Source organism: Pseudomonas laurentiana (genome assembly GCF_014648275.1).
Taxonomy (GTDB): Bacteria; Pseudomonadota; Gammaproteobacteria; order Pseudomonadales; family Pseudomonadaceae; genus Aquipseudomonas; species Aquipseudomonas laurentiana.
Genome location: NZ_BMQU01000007.1, coordinates 24,551 through 45,919, shown reverse-complemented (window position 1 = coordinate 45,919; position 21,369 = coordinate 24,551). Strand labels below are relative to the sequence as shown.

The following is a 21,369-nucleotide window of genomic DNA, read 5'->3' as shown; positions in this document are numbered from 1 at the left end:
TGTTCGACCTGTTTAAGAGGTTTTACGACCTGTTGAGGGTGTCATGGAATTACGCCACTTGCGGTACTTCATTGCGGTTGCCGAAGAGCTCCACTTCGGGCGGGCGGCACAGCTGCTGGGCATCTCCCAGCCACCCTTGAGCCAGCAGATCCAGGCCCTGGAGCAGGAACTGGGGGCGCGGTTGTTCGAGCGGACCAACCGACGGGTGGAACTGAGTGAGGCGGGTCGATTGTTCCTCGATGAGGCGCGACAGGTGCTGGCTCAGGTCGACAAGGCTGCCGATGTCGCCCGGCGGGCCCAGCTTGGTGAGTTGGGGGAAATGAAGATCGGTTTCACTACGTCGGCCCCCATCAATTCGGGTATTCCCAAGGCGATTTATGCCTTTCGTCAGCGCTTTCCCGCCGTGCACCTGAACCTCAAGGAAATGAGCAGCCGTGACGTCGCTGATGCGCTGCTCGACGAGACCATCGAAATCGGGTTGATGCGCCCGCTGGCCTTGCCGGAGAGCCTGCTCGCTACGGAGTTGTTCCGTGAGCCTCTGGTGGCAGTGCTCAGTGCTACACACCCGCTGGCAGAGGGCAGTGAGCGTGGTTTGTTGCTGTCGACGCTGGCCAATGAGCCGTTTGTGTTTTTTCCACGCAGCTATGGCAGTGGCTTGCACGCCCAGTTGATGAGCCTGGCACGGCAGGCTGGTTTCAGCCCGCACTTCGCCCAGGAGGCGGGTGAGGCCATGACGATCATCGGCTTGGTGGCAGCGGGCCTGGGGGTGTCAGTGCTGCCAGCATCGTTTCAGCGTATGCGCATTGACGGTGTGGTCTACCGCACGCTGCTTGATGCCGACGCGGTTACCGCTGTGTGGTTGGTGCAGCGACGCGAGTCGGCCTCGGCCATGGCCCGTGCCTTTGTCGAGCTCCTCGCAGGCCAAGGGCTCAATGGTGCTGGCTAAACCGCCGTCACGCCCACATACTCGGTCATTCACTGATACACGGAGGTCATTCCATGCGGCGCGTGGTGTTTAATCAGAAAGGTGGCGTGGGTAAGTCGAGTATTGCTTGCAACCTGGCGGCGGTGAGTGCCAGTGAAGGCTACCGAACCCTGTTGATTGACCTGGATGCTCAGGCCAACTCGACCCAGTACCTCACCGGCCTGACTGGCGAGGATATCCCCATGGGGATTGCCGATTTCTTCAAGCAGACATTGTCTTCCGGCCCCTTTGCCAGGAAGAACAAGGTCGACATCTACGAGACGCCGTTCGACAACCTTCATGTCGTCACCGCTACTGCCGAGTTGGCTGACCTGCAGCCCAAGCTCGAAGCCAAGCACAAGATCAACAAACTGCGTAAGTTGCTCGATGAGTTGTCCGAAGACTACGACCGGATTTATCTCGATACTCCGCCAGCGCTGAATTTCTATGCGGTATCGGCATTGATCGCGGCCGATCGAGTACTGATCCCCTTCGACTGCGACAGCTTCTCGCGCCAGGCCCTTTACGGTTTGCTGGCCGAAATCGAGGAGTTGCGTGAGGATCACAATGAACACCTGCAGGTCGAGGGCATTGTGGTCAACCAGTTCCAGGCCCGGGCCAGCCTGCCCCAGCAGATGCTCGACGAGTTGCTGGCTGAAGGCTTGCCGGTGCTGCCGGTCTACTTGAACAGCTCAGTGAAGATGCGCGAGTCGCATCAGGCCAACTTGCCGTTGATCCATCTGGAACCTCGGCACAAGTTGACCCAGCAGTTTGTCGAACTGCATTCGCTGCTGGAAGAAAACGCTTAAATCCCCTGACTGCGCAGCCACTCCAGCAAATGCTGGAGTGGGAAGGCGCCGCTTTGGCGTGCGACTTCTTGGCCATTTTTGAACAGGATCAGGCTGGGAATTGAGCGAATACCCAACTGCCCGGCCAGTTGCGGGTTGGCCTCGCTGTCGAGCTTGGCCAGGCGGCAGCGCCCGCTTAGCTGGCTGGCCGCTTGTTCAAAGATCGGCGCAAAGGATTTACATGGGCCGCACCAGTCGGCCCACACATCAACCAGCAGTGGCAGATCGCCCTTGATCTGGCTGGCATAGTCACCCTGTTTCAATTCAAACGGTTTGTTCAGCAGCACGGCCCCTTTGCAGCGTCCGCACTTCGGCGCGTCGCCCAGGCGTGCGGCGGGGATGCGATTCAGGCCATTGCAGTGGGGGCAGGGTATCAGCAGTGGGTCGGTCATGGTGGCGTCCGGGAAGCGAGTCGATAGTGGTTATCTGGAGCGTACGCACAGCGTTTTCAATGTTGGCTCCGGGTGAATCTCGTCTGATCCATTGGCGCTGGCAGTTGCTCACGAGGAGCAACTGATCTCCAGATGCTTGCCCCACTCCGGTGGCCGCTCTGCATACGCTTCCATGCCCGGCTGTTCATCGAAGGGCGTGCAGAGCACTTGGTGCAGGCGACGCACCTCGCTGTAGTCGCCCGCTTCGGCGGCTTCGATTGCACGCTGGGCCAGGTAGTTGCGCAGGATGTACAGCGGGTTGACCGCATGCATGCGGGCGCGGCGTTCTTCGCTGTTGCCCGGCTCACGGGCGACGCGTGCCAGGTAGTCCTCAGACCAACGGTCAAAACCGGCGAGGTCGACGAAGTCGTCGCGAACCACACGCAGCGCCGCTTCTGCAGGCTGGTCGCCGAGCTTTCTGAAGAACAATGTGTAATCCACCGCTCCCTGTTGCATGACCTGCAGGAGCCTTTCGATCAGTGCCTTGTCAGCATCCTCGGCGCAAGTCAGGCCGAGACGGCGGCGCATCAGGTCCAGGTAATGCGCTTCGTACAGCGGCAGGAACAATGTCAGTGTTTCGCGCAGGGCCTCGACGCTGATGAGCGGCGTCAGGGCCTGGGCCAGGGCGCTGAGGTTCCAGTGGGCAATCGGCACCTGATTACTGTAGCTGTAGCGCCCTTGGTCATCCGAGTGGTTGCAGACGAAGCGGGCGTCGAAATCGTCCAGGAATGCGAATGGACCGAAATCAAAGGTGATACCCAGGATCGACATGTTGTCGGTATTCATCACGCCGTGACAGAAACCATAGGCTTGCCAATAGGCGATCAGTTCGGCGTTGCGTTCGACGATGGTTCGGAACATCGCCAGGTACGGCTCGGGCTGGTCAAGGCACTCGGGGAAATGCTGGTTCAGCACGTGTTCGGCGAGGATCTTTTGCTGCTCCAGCTGGCGGGTGTAGTAAAAGTATTCGAAGTGGCCGAAGCGAACATGGCTGGGGGCAAGACGCAACAGCATGGCTGCGCGTTCCTGAGTCTCGCGCCACACCGACGTGCTTGAGCCGATTACACACAGTGCCCGGCTGCTGCTAATGCCAAGGGCATGCAGGGCTTCGGATGCGAGAAACTCTCGAATCGAAGAGCGCAGTACCGCACGGCCATCGCCCATGCGCGAATAGGGCGTCTGGCCGGCCCCCTTCAGGTGCAGGTCCCAATACGTGCCCGCGTCGTTACGCACTTCGCCCAGCAACAGGCCGCGACCATCCCCCAGGCGTGGGTTGTAGGAGCCGAACTGGTGGCCTGAGTAGACCATCGCCCGTGGCTCGGCTTCGGCCCAGAGTTTGTGGCCGCTGAACAGTTCGGCAAATACCGGCGAGTGTGCCTCGGTAGGGTCGAGGTCAAGCAGGGCCATGGCAGCGTCACTGGCAACCACCAGGCGCGGCTCGGCAATCGGCTCGGGCAGTACCGAAGTGGAGAACGCATCACCCAGGCGGGCGAAGCGGTTATCGAAGGTCAGTTCGTCGAGGGCTTTCAACGGCCATCTCCAGGAGAATGTCCGAGCATTCTGCAAGGGTATGGCCGTTGACGTCCAGTCAGGCGGGATTGGGACCTGATGCAGGATTACCCGGTTTGCCGATCAAGGGGATTGGCGCTGCGGTTTTCTGATCTTCTGCGGGAACGATGTTGAACACCTGCCCCTGCATATTTTTCAGATAGATCTCCAGTTGGCGGTAGGCAATGCTGATGCCGTGTTTCTTGAACTCGCTGTTGATGACCCGGTTGACCTCATCCAGCGCCGGGTTGCGGTCGCCCAGGTCGCGTACATGCATGCGCAGCTCGTGGTCCAGCGTGCTTTCGCCAAAATTGAGGAAGTAGACCGTCGGTGCCGGTTCCTTGAGCACACGCGGGTTATCGTTGGCGGCCTTGAGCAGCAGGCTGCGGACCATTTCCAGATCCGAGCCGTAGTCGACGCCGATCTTGAGTGTGACCCGTGTAATGGTGTCAGTCAGCGACCAGTTGATCAGTTGCCCGGTAATGAACGTCTTGTTCGGGACAATGATGTCTTTGCGGTCGAAGTCGGTAATGGTGGTCGCTCGAATACGGATCTTGCTCACGGTACCGGACAGGTTGCCAATGGTGATGGTGTCACCGATACGTACCGGGCGTTCGAACAGGATCATGATCCCCGAGATGAAGTTCGCGAAGATTTCTTGCATACCAAAGCCCAGGCCTACCGACAGCGCAGCGACCAGCCACTGCAACTTGTCCCAACTGACGCCGAGGGTCGATAGCGTGGTGACGAAGCCGATCCCGGCAATCGCATAGGACAGGAGTGTGGTCGTTGCGTAGGCGCTGCCCTGGGCCAGGTTCAGCCGCGACAGTACCAGGACTTCCAGCAGGCCCGGCAGGTTGCTGGCCAGGGCAAAGGTGATTCCGACGATCACCAGTGCGCCCAGCAAGTCGCCCAGGCTGATCGGCACCATGCTCATGGCGGCACCGGTGCCGCTGGTGTATTCGTAGAGCGTGATGTTGTCGAGGTAGGCAAACACGCTGATCAGGTCCGCCCAGACCCAGTACAGGGCACCGATAAAGATGCCGAGCAGTGCAAGACGGATCAGGCGCAGCGATTGCTGGTTGACCTGTTCAATGTCCAGGGTCGGCTCTTCGATAATCGTTTCACCGTCAGGGCCCTCCTTGACGGCATGGCGTTTGCTCTGTGCACGCTGATAGGCCAGGCGACGAGCGGCAACGGCCAGGCCACGGACGAACGCGGCCTCGACGACAAGCCAGAGCATCAACAGGTACAGCGTGTCTATCAGCCGGTCGGTGAGTTTCAGGGCGGTGTAGTAGTAACCAAAGCAGACCGCGACGAACAGGGCGATGGGCAACACGGTGAACGCCAGGCCCACGACCATGCGGAACAGCGAAGCATTGCCGCGGTTTGGACTGCTGAGCAGCAGGCGGCCGAGCAACCAGGCCATCAGTGCGTAGCAGGTCAGCACCACGCCGATGCCCAGCACATCGTCGGCCAAGGCCGAAGGTTGGTGCTCAGCCACCGCCACCACTGCGACCAGTGCCAGCACTACGGCGCCAAGACGCCGGATCCAGCCGCGAAGGAACTCCACCTGCGGCTTCTCCCAACGGAAATGCAGCTCGGCAACCCCTGCGGGCGCCAGAATCCGGTACGCGGTGTAGAACACCATCCAGGCCTGGGCAATCTGTAGCAGGGCGGCACCGAGGTTGGCGTTCTGACCGCGCGCGTCGATCTGCAAGGCAAGGCCGCACAGGGCCAGGGCCAGGCTGATCGGCAGGGCCAGGAGGACGTTGATCAGGAGGGCCTGCGGGGTATGCCACTGGCTATCACGCTTGAAGTGCCCGATGTCCCGATGAACCTTGCTCAACCGGGCATACAGATAGTTGCGTCGCCAGAGCAGTGCACCGATCAGCAGCAGCAGCGGCAGGAACAGCAGCGGCCGCTGGACCAGGCCATCGGCCAGCTCGCTCACGCTTGAGGCCCACGGCAGGCTCACGACCTGTTTCTGCAGGCGTTCGGGAACGCTGCGTAGCCATTCCAGTTCAAGCGGCTTGTTACTGGGAATCCAGAACATCTGCTCGTCGAGGGTGGCCCGCAGGTTCTGCGCCGTGCTCAGCAGCTGTTTCTGGTTCAGTTGCAGCGTGATGGATTCGTTGAGCAGTGCACTCAGTTCACGGTTAAGTCGTTCAAGCAGGTCACTGCGGGTGATCGCAACTTCCAGCAGTGCCTTGCGCAGTTGCGGCGTTACGTTCTCTTCCGGATGGCTGGCCAGCAGTTTGTCGACATAGCCGCTCGGGCTGCTGATCTGCTCACGCTGCTGGTTGATTTCAAACTGGTAGAGGCGGATATCGGCGATCTGGTCCGCCAGGTCTCCGTCGACCCTCAAGTGCGGCAGTGACTGTTTCTGCTTATAGAGAATCTTGGACAGCAGCAGGCTGCCCTTGAGTACACTGATTTGCTCGTCCAGCGCCTGGTCGCTTTGGGTCAGGGCGTCCAGTTGTTGCTTGGTCTTGAGGTTCTCCTGAGTCAGCTCGTTGAGCTGGTCTGTGCTACGCAACAGGTAGTCGGAGAGCTTGAGGTTGGTGGCACTCTCGGTGGCCAGCACACTGCTGCCTCCGGCTTTCTGTACTTCGATGGACTGCTCGGTGACCGTCTGTTGTGACTGGGCCAGGCGCTTCTGGTTGATCAGGGTCTGCAGGTCCTGGATCTCTTGCTCCAGGCGTGCCGCACGCTCAATCAGCAAGTCGTGCTGGCTGTTACCCAGGTCTTGCAGCAGGCTGTTCCCGGCCAGTTCCTGTCGGCGCAGCAGGGTCAGGGCGTTGAGGGCGGCCAGTTCGGCATTCAGTTGGTTGCGCTGTTCGGGCGAGAGCACCTTCCCGGCGTCCTTGCCCAGCTTCAGGCTGGTGTTGATTTGCTGGCTACGTGTCTGGTTGTTGCTGATTTCAGCCTGGGCACGTTCCGGTCGGGTCTGGGACGTAATGGTCAAGCTATTGGCTTCGGACAGAGCCTTTTGCAGCTCGCTCTGTTGGGTGCTGCGCTCAGTGAGCAGTTGTTCCAACTGAGGGACGTCGAGGCTGGCATAGCGCTCGGCGACTGGAATGACCTTGCTGCTGGTGAGCTTGGCCAGTTCGCGCTGGTTCTCACTGGTCTTCTTCGGGGCATCGCTCAATTGCTGCTTGAGGGCGGCCAGGCGCTTCTCACTGTCATCCTTGCTGTTGAGGAAGACCAGGGTCTGCTCCAGCACCTGACGCAGGGCTTTCTGTTCGGCCTCAGGCAGCTTGCGCTCGGCGATCTTGTCGAGGCTTTGCTGGACAGCTGCAGCATTGGGTGGCTCCGCCGCGAAGGCGAAGGTGGCAGAAAGGCACAGCCCTAACAGGGCTGCGCAGATAAGCGTGCGCAGAGACATAGGCAGAAGATTCGTACAACCAGATGTAAGAAAACGGAGTTTAGAGGAACAGCCCCGGGCCGGGGCGACTTCCTTCGGGAAATTTGACGCCCACTTTGAGGATCTTGTTCCCCTCCATCAGCGCAACGGTCCACAAGGTGTTGTTCCATTCGATCTGGTCACCCACTACCGGCGCACCCCCCACCTTCTGTTGGATGAAGTGGCTCAGAGGCGTGTGTGGGTCCTGACCGTCGAGCTTGAGGCCGTACAGCGCCGCTACAGCGCCCAGTTCTGCGTCACCTTCAAGGACAAAATCGCCGAAGAAGCGCAGGTCCAGGCCGCGCTGCGGTGCCTGGCTGAACAGCTTGCCCAAGGCCGGAAGGTCGTGTTCATGGCCGATAACGCAGAGCAGGTCGCCCACCTCCAGGGTGGTACTACCCGACGGATGGAGCAGTTGCTGACCCCGAAACAGCGCGGCAATACGGGTGCCCTCAGGCATTTTCAGCTCACGCAGGGCTGCGCCGATGCACCATTTTTCCGCACCCAGGCGGTAGACGAACAGTTCCCACTCACTGGTGATGTGCACTTCCAGGGCAGAGCGGGAGATGGGTGCCGGGTCGGGGGGCACGGTGACCTTCAGCAGCCTGGCCACCCATGGCAGGCTGGTGCCTTGCACCAGCAGCGAGACCAGAACGATGAAGAAGGCCAGGTTGAAATACAGTTGAGCATTGGGCAGCCCGGCCATCAGCGGGAACACCGCCAGAATGATCGGTACCGCGCCACGTAGGCCTACCCAGGAAATGAAGGCCTTTTCGCGGCCATGGAAGGCTTTGAATGGCAGCAGCCCGGCCAATACTGACAGTGGGCGGGCGAAGAGGATCATCCACAAGGCCAGGCCCAATGCGGGCAAGGCAATCGGCAGCAGGTCATGCGGGGTGACCAGCAGGCCCAGCACCAGGAACATGCCGATCTGTGCCAGCCAGGCCATGCCGTCGAGCATATGCAGAATGCCGTGGCGGCTGCGGATCGGACGGTTTCCCAGCACCAGACCGCACAGGTACACGGCCAGGAAACCGCTGCCGTGCAGGGCGTTGGTCAGCGCAAACACCAGCAGGCCACCGCTGATCACCAAGATGGGATAGAGGCCACCGGCCAGATTGATTCGGTTGACCAACTGCAGCATCAGCCAGCCGCCGCTCAGGCCGAGCAACGCGCCAATACCGAATTCACGCACCAGGTGACCGAGCAGGCCCCAGTGCAGGCCGGTCTGACCGCTGGCGAGCATGTCGATCAGGGTCACGGTGAGGAACACGGCCATCGGGTCGTTACTACCGGATTCGATTTCCAGCGACGCGGTGACCCGTTCGTTCAGGCCCTTGCCGCCGAGCAGGGAGAACACCGCCGCGGCGTCGGTAGAGCCAACGATGGCGCCAATCAGCAAGCCCTGGATCAGGTTCAGGTTGAACAGCCAGGCGGCCATCATGCCGGTCAGGCCCGTGGTAATCAGTACCCCGACAGTTGCCAGCGACAACGCCGGCCACAAGGCCACCCGGAAACTGGCGACCCGTGTACGCAGGCCGCCATCAAGCAGAATCACGGCCAGTGCCAGGTTGCCGACGAGGTAGGCGGTGGGGTAATTGTCGAAGATGATACCGCCGCCATCGACCCCGGCGGCCATCCCTACGGCGAGAATGATCACCAGGATGGGGATGCCCAGGCGTGAGGACAGTGAGCTGACCAGAATACTTGCACCTACCAGCAACGCGCCGATCAAGAACAGGCTGTTGATGGCGGTCGCATTCAAAGGCAGTACTCCAGGACAAACGGCGGGAAAGATACGTAGAAACAAGCAGGTCGCGTGCCAAGGATTCTAACCTGAGCGCTTGGCAAACTGTCTAGATAGTTACCACCGTGATGTGTCAGATAGCGTTTGCAATGTTGATCCGCAGAGTCGCGTCAAAGCGATTCGGGTCGCGGGCGCCAGTATATTGGGGGCGGGTAAGCTCGGGCTTAGTGGAGATGACGAAGATAGCGAGCAAGGTTGCCCCCTGACAGCCTGTGGTCAGGAGGGGCCTTGCCCGCGATTGGGAGCAGTGCTTACGCCGACTTCACGTCACGCAACGGCTTGCCTTTGACCGGCGCACCGTTGGCCACGTAGTACTTGGCGGTACTGCGTGGCAGTGGCTGACGCCCACGAATCTTGTCGGCGATTTTCTCGGCCATCATGATCGTTGGGGCATTCAGGTTGCCAGTAGTGATGATCGGCATGATCGAGGCATCGACCACGCGCAGGCCTTGCATGCCATGCACGCGACCCTGGCTGTCGACCACCGCCATTTCGTCGGTGCCCATCTTGCATGAGCAGGACGGGTGGAACGCGGTTTCGGCGTGCTCGCGAATGAAGGTGTCCAGCTCTTCGTCGGTTTGCACGTGCGCACCTGGGCTGATTTCACGCCCACGGTAGGCGTCCAGCGCCGGCTGAGCCATGATCTCACGGGTCAGGCGGATGCCATCGCGGAACTCCTGCCAGTCCTGTTCGGTTGCCATGTAGTTGAACAGGATGCTTGGGTGCTGGCGTGGGTCCTTGGACTTGACCTGGACACGCCCGCGGCTTGGCGAACGCATCGAACCCATGTGGGCCTGGAAGCCATGCTCCTGCACACCGTTGCTGCCGTTGTAGTTAATCGCGACCGGCAGGAAGTGGTACTGGATGTTCGGCCATTCGAATTCAGGACGGGTGCGGATGAAACCGCCAGCTTCGAATTGGTTGCTGGCACCGATACCGGTTCCGGCAAACAGCCACTGGGCACCGATAGCGGGCTGGTTCCACCACAGCAGCGAGGGGTACAGCGAGACCGGCTGGGTGCAGGCGTACTGCAGGTACAGCTCCAGGTGGTCTTGCAGGTTTTCACCCACGCCCGGCAGGTCGTGGACCACCGGAATGTCCAGGCTTTGCAGCAGTTTCGCTGGGCCAACACCGGAGCGTTGCAGCAACTGCGGCGAAGCAATGGCGCCGCTGCAGACGATGACTTCCTTGCGTGCACGGGCTTCGACACGCTCTTCGCTGTCGCCTTGCAGGTAGGTCACGCCAATAGCGCGTTTGCCGTTGAACAGCACGCGATCGGTCAGGGCATGGGTGACGATGGTCAGGGTCGAGCGCTTTTTCGCGATGTCCAGGTAGCCGCGTGCGGTACTGGAGCGACGGCCTTCCGGGGTCACCGTACGGTCCATCGGACCAAAGCCTTCCTGCTGGTAGCCGTTCAGGTCTTCGGTGCGCGGATAACCGGCTTGCACGCCCGCTTCAACCATGGCGTGGAACAGCGGGTTGTTGCCCGCCTTTGGCGTGGTCACGCGGACCGGGCCTTCGCCGCCATGGTAGTCGTTCGGGCCGATGTCACGGGTTTCCGCCTTACGGAAGTACGGCAGGCAGTCCAGGTAGCTCCAGTCTTCCAGGCCTGGCAGTTTGGCCCAGCCGTCATAGTCCATGGCGTTGCCACGGATGTAGCACATGCCGTTGATCAGCGATGAGCCGCCCAGGCCCTTGCCGCGGCCACATTCCATGCGACGGTTGTCCATGTGGGGCTCTGGGTCGGTCTCGTAGGCCCAGTTGTAGCGGCGACCCTGCAGCGGGAAGGCCAGGGCAGCGGGCATCTGGGTACGGAAGTCGTAGCGGTAGTCCGGGCCGCCAGCTTCGAGCAGCAGGACGGTGACGCCTTCGTCTTCGGTCAGGCGTGTGGCCAGGGTGTTACCGGCCGAGCCTGCACCGACAATGATGTAATCGAATTCTTGGGACATGAATGTACCCTCTTGGCAGTGAGCGAGGTGAGCGGATGGCGCCCGGGCCTAGCAACCCGGGCGCGGCTACAAGGGTGCTTAGAACACCGAGTTGTAGTTGCCCAGCTCGACCTGTACCGACTTGATGCGAGTGTACTGAGCCAGCGAGCTGATGCCGTTCTCACGGCCGACACCGGACTGCTTGTAGCCGCCGACCGGCATTTCGGCAGGCGATTCGCCCCAGGCGTTGATCCAGCAGATACCGGCTTCCAGCTGGTGGATGATGCGGTGTGCGCGCGTCAGGTCGTTGGTGCAGACACCCGCGGCCAGGCCGAAGTCGGTGTCGTTGGCGCGACGGATGACTTCTTCTTCGGTTTCGTAGGTGAGGATGCTCATCACCGGGCCGAAGATTTCTTCGCGAACGATGGTCATGTCGTCGCGGCAGTCGGTGAAAACGGTCGGCGCAACGAAGGCACCCTTGGCGAAGTCACCGGTGGTCAGGCGTTCGCCACCGCACAGTACGCGTGCGCCTTCTTCCTTGCCCTTGGCGATGTAGCCAAGGACATTTTCCATATGGGCGAAGCTGACCAGTGGGCCGAAGTTGGTGTTTTCGTCTTCCGGGTTGCCCACGCGGATGCGTGCAACGCGTTCAACGATCTTGGCTTCAAAGGCGGCTTTCAGTGAGGCAGGCACGAACACGCGGGTGCCGTTGGTGCAGACCTGACCTGAGCTGTAGAAGTTGGCCATCATGGCGATGTCGGCGGCGCGATCCAGGTCGGCGTCGGCGCAGATGATCAGTGGCGACTTGCCGCCCAGCTCCATGGTGACTTCCTTGAGCGAGGAGCTCGAGGCGCTGGCCATGACCTTCTTGCCGGTATCGGTGCCGCCGGTGAAGGACACTTTTTCGACGCGCGGGTGCTCGGTCAGCCAGGTGCCGACTTCGCGGCCGCTGCCGGTCAGGACGTTGAACACGCCAGCTGGCAGGCCAGCCTCGGTGTAGATTTCGGCCAGTTTCAGGGTGGTCAGCGAGGTGACTTCACTGGGCTTGAAGATCATTGCGTTGCCCGCAGCCAGGGCCGGGGCGGATTTCCACAGGGCGATCTGGATCGGGTAGTTCCAGGCGCCGATACCGACGGTGACACCCAGTGGCTCGCGGCGGGTGTAGACAAAGGAACTGTCGCGCAGCGGGATCTGCTCGCCTTCGATAGCCGGTACCAGGCCAGCGTAGTACTCGAGTACGTCAGCGCCGGTAACGATGTCGACGTAGCGGGTTTCGGAGTAGGACTTGCCCGTGTCCAGGGTTTCCAGCGCGGCCAGTTCATCGTTGCGCTCGCGCAGGATGTCGACGGCGCGACGCAGGATGCGCGAACGCTGCATGGCGGTCATCGCGGCCCAGACTTTCTGGCCACGTTCGGCGCTCTCGACGGCGCGCTCGACGTCTTCTTTGGTGGCACGTTGCACGTGGGCGAGGACTTCGCCGTTGGCCGGGTTGATGGCTTCGAAGGTGGCATCGCCGCCAGCGTCGACATAACCACCATCAATGTAGAGTTTTTGCAGTTCGAAACGGGCCATAGTGTCCTCGCAAGTGCATTGTGGTTTGGCTATCCGCGCAGCGCTCCTGCCTGTGTGGCAATCGCCGGGCGCGGTGCATCAGAGGCCTGGTTGTATGTGTCCGGGCTCGTCTGTTTTGCCAGTTGTAGATCCATGTATTCGTAAGCGATTTGCTGCGCCTGGTCGGTGTCGAAGGCGTCTCCCGATAACGCACCACGCAGCCACAGGCCGTCGATCAAGGCTGCCAGCCCGCGTGCTGCACTGCGTGCTTCAGGCAGCGGCAGGACGCGGCGGAACTGACAGCACAGGTTGGAATACAAGCGGTGATCGTTGATCCGCTGCAACCTGTGCAAAGACGGCTGGTGCATGCTGGTTGCCCAGAATGCCAACCAGGTTTTCATTGCCGGGCCGTTGACCTGACTGGCGTCGAAGTTGCCTTCGATGATCACCTGCAGGTGGGCGCGCGGGCTGTTGTCCTTGAGCGCATGCCGACGTGCGGCGACGCTCTCGGTGAGCACGCTCATCAGGTACCGCATGGTCGCTGCAATCAGGCCGTTCTTGTCCTGAAAGTAGTGACTGATGATGCCATTCGACACACCGGCCAAACGGGCGATCAGCGCAATGCTGGCATCTCCCATGCCGACCTGATCGACCGCCATCAACGTGGCTTCGATCAACTGCTGGCGGCGGATGGGTTGCATACCGACCTTGGGCATCTTGCAAATCTCCTCAGGCCTGCGGGCAGACGACAAGCGGCTGCCTCGGCGAAGGCCAGTCTATTTTGTTTTGATTGAACGTTCAATCAACAAAGAATAAGCTCTGCGACAATCTGCACCATTGACAGGCTTTTTGGGCCTTTCGCTGGTGTGAATTGGCACCCCAAAATGACGTGTAAGCCCCGTAATAAAAGGCGTTGACGGTTTTTTTTGAAAAAATTAACAGATCGGCTGAATGGCACTCAGCCATGTGGCAAACCTTCTGATCGGGGTTTTCGGCCTGTTTTTTTAACGCAATCGTTCGGGATTACGGTTTTTTCCAAGGTGCTTTTATAACACCTGAGACAATGTGGCTATTGCACCATTTGCTCAGGTAACGGGTCGTTTTGTTGTTTTCTCTCGCACTGCCTGGAGCATCTGTGCAATGAGTTCTGCCTCTTTGATAAAGACCCCTGTTGAGAGGGTCCGGGTCAACAGCGTGGTGTTTTTCACCTCGGCGCTGTTGATTCTTCTGCTGACTGCCTTGCTGATCGCGGTTCCTGAAACTGCAGGTCGTGTGCTTGGCCAGGCCCAAGCCTGGTTGTCGCGTAGTTTCGGTTGGTACTACATGCTGGTGATTGGCGGCTACCTGCTGTTCGTCATCGTTCTGGCGTTTTCCTCCTTCGGTAAGCTCAAGCTGGGCAGCAAGGACGATACGCCGGACTTCAGCTACGGTGCCTGGGCCGGCATGCTGTTCTCCTCCGGTATCGGTATCTCGCTGCTGTACTTCGGCGCGTCCGAGCCGCTGGATCACTATTTCAACCCGCCGGAAGGTACACCGGCCAGCCTGCAAGCGGCTCGTCAGAGCCTGCAGTTGACGTTCCTGCATTGGGGCCTGCATGGCTGGGCGATCTACGCGTTGGTTGGCCTGTCGGTGGCCTACTTCGCCTATCGTCATAACCAGCCGCTGGCGCTGCGTTCGGCGCTGTACCCGCTGATGGGGGAACGCTGGGTCAAGGGTGCAGCCGGTCATACCGTCGATATCTTCGGCATGTTCGTGACCCTGCTGGGCCTGGTGACCAACCTGGGTATCGGCTCGATGCAGGTATCGTCCGGCCTGGAGTACCTGTTTGGCATCGATCACAGCAAGACCAACCTGCTGATTGTCATCCTGGTGATGAGTACGGTGGCGACCATTGCAGCGGTGTCGGGCGTGGAAAACGGTATTCGTCGTCTGTCCAACCTGAACATCCTGCTGTTCAGCGGCCTGCTGCTGTTCGTTCTGTTCAACGGCCCGACCCTGCATTTGCTCAACAGCTTCGTGCAGAACACCGGTGACTACCTCAATGGTGTGATCCTCAAGACCTTCGACCTGTATGTCTATGAGGGCGACAGCGCCAAGTCAGAGCGCTGGCTGGGCTTGTGGACGGTGTTCTATTGGGCCTGGTGGATCTCCTGGGGCCCATTCGTAGGCATGTTCATCGCCCGTATTTCTCGTGGTCGTACGGTGCGTGAACTGGTGGCTGGCGTGCTGCTGATTCCGTTGGGCTTCACCTTGGCCTGGCTATCGATCTTCGGCAATACCGCGCTGGACCTGGTGATCAACCAGGGCGCAGTGGAGTTGGGGCGCACGGCGCTGGAACAGCCGTCGATGTCGATCTATCAACTGCTGGAGCACTATCCAGCGGCCAAGATCGTGGTAGGTGTGGCTGTATTCGTCGGTTTCGTGTTGTTCCTTACCCCGGCCGATTCCGGTGCAGTCATGATGGCCAACCTGTCCTGCAAGGGCGGTCAGGTCGATGAAGATGCGCCGCACTGGTTGCGTATTCTCTGGTCGGCGATCATCACCCTGGTCACTATCGGCCTGCTGTTCGCGGGTAACTTTGAAGCCATGCAGACCATGGTGGTGCTGGCTGGCCTGCCGTTCTCGGTGGTTCTGGTGGTGTTCATGTTCGGCCTGTTCAAGGCCATGAAACAGGACGCTCAGGTTGAGCAGGAGCAGGCTGAACTGGCTGCTCGTGGCCGTCGTGGCTTTAGCGAGCGCCTGAGCCAACTGGACCTGCAGCCGACCCAGGCCATGGTTCAGCGCTTCATGGACAAGCAGGTTAGCCCGGCGCTGAAAGACGCTGCCGTGCAGTTGAAGGCCATGGGCTTCGAGGTGCAGACCCGCCTTGGCCAGTCGCGTGCAGCGATGGGCCTGCGGATCGACATGGAGGAAGGCAACCCCTTCGTCTACGAGGTCAGCCTGGATGGTTACCTGGCCGCGCCAAACGAAGCGCCGGTTGACGGTGCCAGCGATGTACGGCAACGCTTCTATCGGGCCGAGGTCTACCTGCATAACGGTAGCCAGGAATACGACCTGATGGGCTTCACACCGGAACAGATCACCCGGGATGTGCTCGATCAATTCGAGAGTCATCGTCAGGTGTTGGGCCGGGTGTACAGCTGACCATCGTCTGCTGAAACCCGAGGGCTCTGTTCGCGAGAACAGGGCCCTTTATGTCTCTTTATGCGGCGATGCTGGACAGTCGCGCGGGTGCCCGGCACTCTTGAAGGCGCCAAGGAGCCCGGTGCCTCTTATGTTCAAGCTTCCTGCTGTTCTGATCTTCAGCATTTTTCTGCTCAGCGGTGCTGCTCGTGCAAGCGAGCCGCTGGTGCTGCTGACCGAAAATTTCCCGCCTTACAACATGGCCAAGAACGGCAAGAGCTTTGCTCAGGATGCCAATATCGAAGGCATTGCTGCCGATATCGTCCGTGAGATGTTCAGGCGTGCCGATATCCCCTACAGCATGACCCTGCGTTTCCCTTGGGAGCGTATCTATAAACTGGCAATGCATACGCCCGGCTATGGCGTTTTCGTCACGGCTCGTCAGCCGGATCGCGAGGCGTTGTTCAAGTGGGTTGGCCCTATCGGGCCGGATGACTGGATCCTGCTGGCCCGGGAAGACAGTCCGATCACTCTGGAACGCCTGGAGGACGCCCGGGGCTTTCGGATTGGCGCCTACAAGGGCGACGCCATCGCCGAGCACCTGAGCAAGGAAGGGTTGCGACCTGCCATCGTGCTTCGAGACCAGGACAATGCCGGGAAGCTGCTCCGGGGTGAGATCGACCTATGGGCGACGGGTGATCCGGCGGGCCGCTACCTGGCCCGTCAGATCGGCATCAGCCAGCTCAAGACGGTGCTGCGTTTCCAGGGGGCAGAGCTCTACCTTGCGCTGAACAAGAGCGTGCCGGATGAGGTTGTGAGCAAACTTCAGCAGGCGCTTGAACAAATGCGTGTCGAGGGGGCTGTCGACGCGATCTTTGCGCGTTATCTGTAAAACAAGAAGGGCGTGGTTGTTCAGTGATAGATAGTTATTGATTGGCCGCGCAACGCTGACGTTAGGCTCCTGTAAGTGTTTTTTCATACTTACAGGAGTTGTTTATGCCCGGTTCTTTGCATCCCAGCGACTTGAACCTGAAAGCGGCGGTTGCCCTGCAGTTTGCTTCGCGTCCTACCCTGCGTAGCGTTCTTGAGCGGCGGATAGTTGAGGTGCTGTTCGCGCTCTATCCGTCCTTCGCCCAGAAATACCCCAGCTTGGTATCGGCCAGTCAGATCAACCTGATGGTGCCCGAAAGGCGCGAGGCGAACCTGTTCTATTCGCGCCATTCGCTACTCGATGTGTTCATGGAGCATTTTGCACAGGCCAAGGTGCTGGCATTCGCCAATGAGACTCAGCAGGCCTATCGGCTCAGCTATGAGTACCCGGTCTCCATGCGATCAGGCGACCTGAAAACGCCTCTGGATATGGATGTCGTGGCGCAGGCGCTCAATGAGTTGCAGGCAACGGTTCATATCGATCTGCAACAAGCGCTGCTCGATTACTGGCAGCAGGCGGGCAGCACCCAGTTGTCACGTACGGTGTGGTTGAGCGAAGTGCTTAAAGCCGCGTTGAACAGCAATCTGACCTCTGACCGTTTGGGGGGAGAGGAGCGTGCGGCGCTTTCCCAGGTTGTGGACGCCTCGGTGAAGATGAGTCGACACCATCGCTACGGCAATGGCTTCACGCAGGTGTACTTGATCGACATTCATGTGGAAGGCCCAGCTGGTGGTTATGCACTGCTCAGCGGCGACATGCTGTTGACGTTCCAGGTGAACGGGCGTGACAGGTTCCTTTGGTGTCAGCCATCTGGGCTTGTCGAGTCGTTTACCAGTGAGGAGGCGTTTTCCCAGGCTCTTTACACGTGGGTCGCCAAGCGCTTCGTGGTGACTCAGGTGACCTGGAACTGTTACGAGCCGGAAGACGACCTGTTCGAGGTGCAGGCCAGCGTGCTGTTGAATCGTCAACTGGAAGCGTTGAAACCGCTGGTGTCGCGTCGATTTGCCGATGTTAAGGCGCTGGAGCAAGGCTACAGTGCGATCACTGACCCTTCGGCGTACTTCAACGCCTCGGCACCGCCGACGGTGGTGCCGCAAGCCTTGCTCAGCGACAGCTTGCCAACATGGTTGCGGGATGCCTCGGCATCCGATCAGTTCGCTTATCGGGGCCTCTTGCAGGCGCTGGCCAACGCACAGGCAGCCTCTTTAGGACAATCATTTCTTTATGATGTACCGAGCTTGAAGGTCTTTGCTGCCCAAACGCTGCGCGACCAGCTATTGAGCGATCACCCTGCGGACGGTGACTACTTTGCCGATGACCTGATGCTGAGGTTCACGATTGCCGAAGGGCAGTTGGGTACGGCCGGCATGATCAGGCACAAAGTCATGACCTTGACCGAATATGCCATAGGCAATCTGGTCTCCAAGCCCAGCGGCAGCGTGGTTATCCTTCATCGGGCCGAAAAGCCGATCATGGCCTGGATGACACCTGAGTACCTCGACGACCTGGTGCAACGGGTGAACATTGGTGAGGTATACCCCAAACACGTTGCTACGCTGCTGGGCGACCCGGTCCAGCTCAAGCATCGACAGTTACTGTTTTGCCGTGAGCTTGAAGTGCAATTGCCGCTCATGGCGCTGCAGGCCAAGATTCGTGGCGAGTCCGGTTTCACGGAGGACGGCTATCGGTATGTGCAGACTGTGGCGCAGGGGCTGCACGACGAGGTGACGGGCGATGAGGACGCCGTGATGATCAGGCCGCTGGCCTTCAAGCGCGAGCCAGACAGCGATACAGCAGATGAAGTAGTCAATTTTTTTGTCATCGGTCCAGGGGGCATGACACAAGGTCCGTGCGTGCTGTACCGACCTCACGATGTCGAGCAACCGCTGGTTGAGTACCCCAGCCATGACGCCTTGTTCGAGGCCATCAGGGCGGACGGCGCGCTACAGGAGAGTGTCCTCAGTTGGTTCAGTGAGGATGCCCGACGTATCTATGCCAACGGTGGTTTTGATGAGCCTCACTTACCCAGGGTAATCATCGATACGTCACTGCCGCTGGAGCGACCGGCTCCTGCCCGGTTGGCTAAGGTGAAAGTGTCGGGAGCAGCGTGTGAGCGGCTCTTTGAGGCCAATACCCGGATGCTGGTCGAGCTGGCCAACCGCGCGTCGGTGTCCAATGCTGAAAGCCGTTGGGCACTGCTTCAGCAAGGTGCTTGGCTGGTGTTTGGCTCGATAGTGCCTCTACTGCGTGGGCCTGTTGCCATCGTTGCCTGGGTAGTGCAACTGATCAGAGGCCTGGATGACGATTTCAAGGCGCTGCGCAACGGGAATGAGTTTCAGCGTGACGCGGCGATTATTGATGTGTTGCTCAATGTCGGCATGGTCCTGTTGCATCGCTCATTGCCAGCTGATGAAACCGTGCCTCCCAAGCATGTTGCCTTGCCGGATATTGTCGGGCCCCAGCGCAGGCTTGAGGGGGATGTGGTGCCATTGATAAAGGCAAAAAAAGGCCAGCCGCTCTCCCCGTCGGCCACGCTGGGCGATAGTGGTACGGTGCTGGATTTTTCCTGGAGCAATCCAAAGAACCAACTGAGCGCGGTGCAGCGCGAAAAACTCCGGCGCTGGCAAGTGGACCCCATGACGGATTTGGGTGGCTATCGTGAGGAGGGCGAAGCACGGGGGTTGTATGGTGCAGATGACAACCTTTATGCCAAGGTCGCGGGGGCTGTTTACCGTGTGGATCGTGCTGCTGGTGAGGTTTGGATCGTCAATCCCGTTTACCGTTTTGAGCGTGGCCCACGGTTGCGGTACGTGTCGGCTGATGAGTGGGCGCTGGATTTGAGGTTGGCCCTGCGTGGCGGTGGCCCGAAGCGACAGCTCAATGCGTTGCTCGAGGCAAACAAGGCGCACTACGAGGCCGCGTTGCAACGGTTGAACAAGGCCTCGCAAGACTACATGGCCGAGAAAGAGGCATTTGACAAAGCGCTCGCGAAGTCGCGCGAAATGGTGCTGGAAAAGAGCAAGGGAGAGCGGACGCTGGCGGGATTCAAGGTCAAGCACGAAACCGCAGATGAGCAGGCCAGGATTGTGCTTGAGGGGGTCATTGCAAAGGTACAAGAGCGGCTCAGGCTACAAGAAGAAGCACTGTCGGCGAATTACAAGGAAGAGATCGCGCATTTACGCCGCATGCTGGATATTCAATGGCAAGCCAGGGACCTCATTATTGACATGAGCAAGCCCCAGTACGCGAAGTTCGATGCCCGTGTGGGAGCCGCCAGAAAACACAATGCTGTGTTGACCGAACTGGCGAATGACGCTGCTGAACTGCACCGCAAATTGTGTCTGATTATTGATTGGGACACGCTCACCGAGCGCCGAGAACGCGTTGTCAGATGGCCGCGTAGCGAGCTTCAAATCGAACAGTACAACCTGTTTGTCGATGCCTTGAAGACCAACCTGCAGGAGCAGAAGGGGATATTGGACTTCATTGAGCAACTCGATCATCTGGACAGCCTCCTCGTTGAAGCCGGTTTGAGCATCCCCTTGGCTCAGGTTCGCGACGACCGTATGTTCAGTACAAAAGAGCTTCGCTTTGCCTACCTGACCGACCTCGGTGAAATGGTCATGAACAGGGCTGCGATGTCTGATCCAGATGACTTCCTGTGGTTGGAAAACCTGCTGATCGGTCCTGATTTAAATCGTGCAGGGTACTCTCATGCGGCCTTGGCGCAGGAGGGTATTCCGCTCGGTGATCGAATCGGCATCCTGAACAGTAGTCTTGAGGCCTACGAAACGACGCTACAGATCTGTGAGTTTCTTCAGGAGGATCAATACCCCAGTGTGCGACTCGACGCACTGGAACAGTACAGTAAAGAGTTGAAGAGTCTTAAGCAGAGTGCCGAGACAGACCTGGCACTTGCGATCAGGGCTCAGGAGCTCGACCAGCCACGGGTTTCCGCTCGACCACGGCCGACACCGAAGTCTTCTACCAAAGCACGCGCCTTCGTCACGGTCGACCAGCGCATGCTGGTGGGTGAGGAGGTCACCGAGGGGGACCAGGTTTACGTTGAGCAACGTAACAAGGTGACGGGTGAGCGCTTGAGTCGCTTTCACCAGCACGGCGACCAGTGGGTCGAAGTGGTTGAGCAGAAGCAAGGCAGCAGCAATGCGTTGCCTGACCAGCAGGAGGGCGGGGCGTCGCCTGATGCGTTGCGTCTGGCCAGAGAAAAAGCCAATCGCATGCTGAAAAGGCGGGAGGGTACGTTGCGCAAGCTGCGTGGTTACCTCAAAAAAATGGACTCACTGAAGAGTCTTGAGCACGTCTTCGAGCATGAGGAGCGCAACCTGCGCGAGGCAGCCCAACAGCTGGAAGCACTAGGGGAGCAGTTAACGGATGGCGATCAGGACAAGATCGTCAAGCTCGGGGAGGCAGCCGATACCCTTCGCCAGGATCTGATTACTTTCTACAGGGAGAGCCCACCACAGGCCGAGAGCCTGAAGTACCTGTACACGTATGACAACCTGCAGATTGCACGGGTGGGCCATCGGGTACCGGTCGAAGGGAATGCCAACGACTTCATTGAAAAGTATGAAATCAGAACGCAAAAGTTGGAGCCGCTGTGGGAAATACACCTCCACTACCCGGACAATGCAACGCCGCGCCGGCAGTTTGTCAAAGGTCACCTGAAAACCTGGAAGGACCGAAACCTGGGGCGCCGCTATCAGTTGGCCAATGCCCTGGATGATGGAAGCCTGATCAATATCCACAGGGGGGATTTGACGTTGGCTGATGTCGAGAGGATCTTGCCTTTCGACTGATCGTCGCCTGGGCGT

12 protein-coding genes are annotated in these 21,369 nt (G+C 59.5%); 5 read left to right on the top strand and 7 right to left on the bottom strand.

Translation table 11 applies throughout. From position 1 onward, the window contains the following. Positions 1–43 precede the first annotated feature (43 nt). Entirely contained in the window at positions 44–946 is a 903-nt protein-coding gene (locus IE038_RS09030; RefSeq protein WP_163938617.1) for a LysR family transcriptional regulator, read from the top strand. Between the two features lie 53 nt (positions 947–999). Next, positions 1,000–1,773: a ParA family protein gene (locus tag IE038_RS09025; RefSeq protein ID WP_065758219.1), complete on the top strand. Its 774-nt coding sequence runs from the start codon at positions 1,000–1,002 to the stop codon at positions 1,771–1,773. On the opposite strand, the gene trxC is transcribed toward IE038_RS09025, so the two are convergent. The 7 genes from trxC to betI form a co-directional block, all read right to left on the bottom strand. Continuing rightward, complete coding sequence (gene trxC / locus IE038_RS09020) at positions 1,770–2,204, bottom strand: thioredoxin TrxC (RefSeq protein ID WP_189395487.1); 435 nt, start codon at positions 2,202–2,204, stop codon at positions 1,770–1,772. The genes IE038_RS09025 and trxC overlap by 4 nt on opposite strands. 108 nt (positions 2,205–2,312) lie before the next feature. Continuing rightward, positions 2,313–3,773, bottom strand: a complete 1,461-nt coding sequence (selO, locus tag IE038_RS09015; RefSeq protein WP_189395486.1) for a protein adenylyltransferase SelO — start codon at positions 3,771–3,773, stop codon at positions 2,313–2,315. Positions 3,774–3,831: 58 nt separating this feature from the next. Then, entirely contained in the window at positions 3,832–7,179 is a 3,348-nt protein-coding gene (gene mscK, locus IE038_RS09010; protein WP_163938620.1) for a mechanosensitive channel MscK, read from the bottom strand. Between the two features lie 40 nt (positions 7,180–7,219). Beyond that, on the bottom strand, positions 7,220–8,962 hold the full coding sequence (locus IE038_RS09005) for a potassium/proton antiporter (protein WP_189395485.1): 1,743 nt from the start codon (positions 8,960–8,962) through the stop codon (positions 7,220–7,222). A gap of 293 nt (positions 8,963–9,255) precedes the next feature. Continuing rightward, positions 9,256–10,953, bottom strand: coding sequence for a choline dehydrogenase (betA, locus tag IE038_RS09000; protein WP_163938623.1), 1,698 nt, complete (start codon positions 10,951–10,953; stop codon positions 9,256–9,258). Between the two features lie 78 nt (positions 10,954–11,031). Further along, a complete protein-coding gene (gene betB, locus IE038_RS08995; RefSeq protein WP_189395484.1) occupies positions 11,032–12,504 on the bottom strand; it encodes a betaine-aldehyde dehydrogenase in 1,473 nt (490 codons plus the stop codon). A gap of 29 nt (positions 12,505–12,533) precedes the next feature. Beyond that, positions 12,534–13,199, bottom strand: a complete 666-nt coding sequence (betI, locus tag IE038_RS08990) for a transcriptional regulator BetI (RefSeq protein ID WP_163938626.1) — start codon at positions 13,197–13,199, stop codon at positions 12,534–12,536. Positions 13,200–13,680: 481 nt separating this feature from the next. Here betI and IE038_RS08985 point away from each other — a divergent pair, with 481 nt between their 5' ends. From IE038_RS08985 to IE038_RS08975, 3 genes are all read left to right on the top strand, one after another. Then, positions 13,681–15,627, top strand: a complete 1,947-nt coding sequence (locus IE038_RS08985) for a BCCT family transporter (protein WP_163938666.1) — start codon at positions 13,681–13,683, stop codon at positions 15,625–15,627. A 130-nt stretch (positions 15,628–15,757) separates the two neighbouring features. Continuing rightward, complete coding sequence (locus IE038_RS08980; RefSeq protein ID WP_189395482.1) at positions 15,758–16,498, top strand: substrate-binding periplasmic protein; 741 nt, start codon at positions 15,758–15,760, stop codon at positions 16,496–16,498. 104 nt (positions 16,499–16,602) lie between these two features. Continuing rightward, positions 16,603–21,354 carry a dermonecrotic toxin domain-containing protein gene (locus IE038_RS08975; RefSeq protein WP_189395481.1) on the top strand — a complete coding sequence of 1,584 codons (4,752 nt, stop codon included), beginning with the start codon at positions 16,603–16,605 and terminating at the stop codon, positions 21,352–21,354. Positions 21,355–21,369 lie beyond the last annotated feature (15 nt).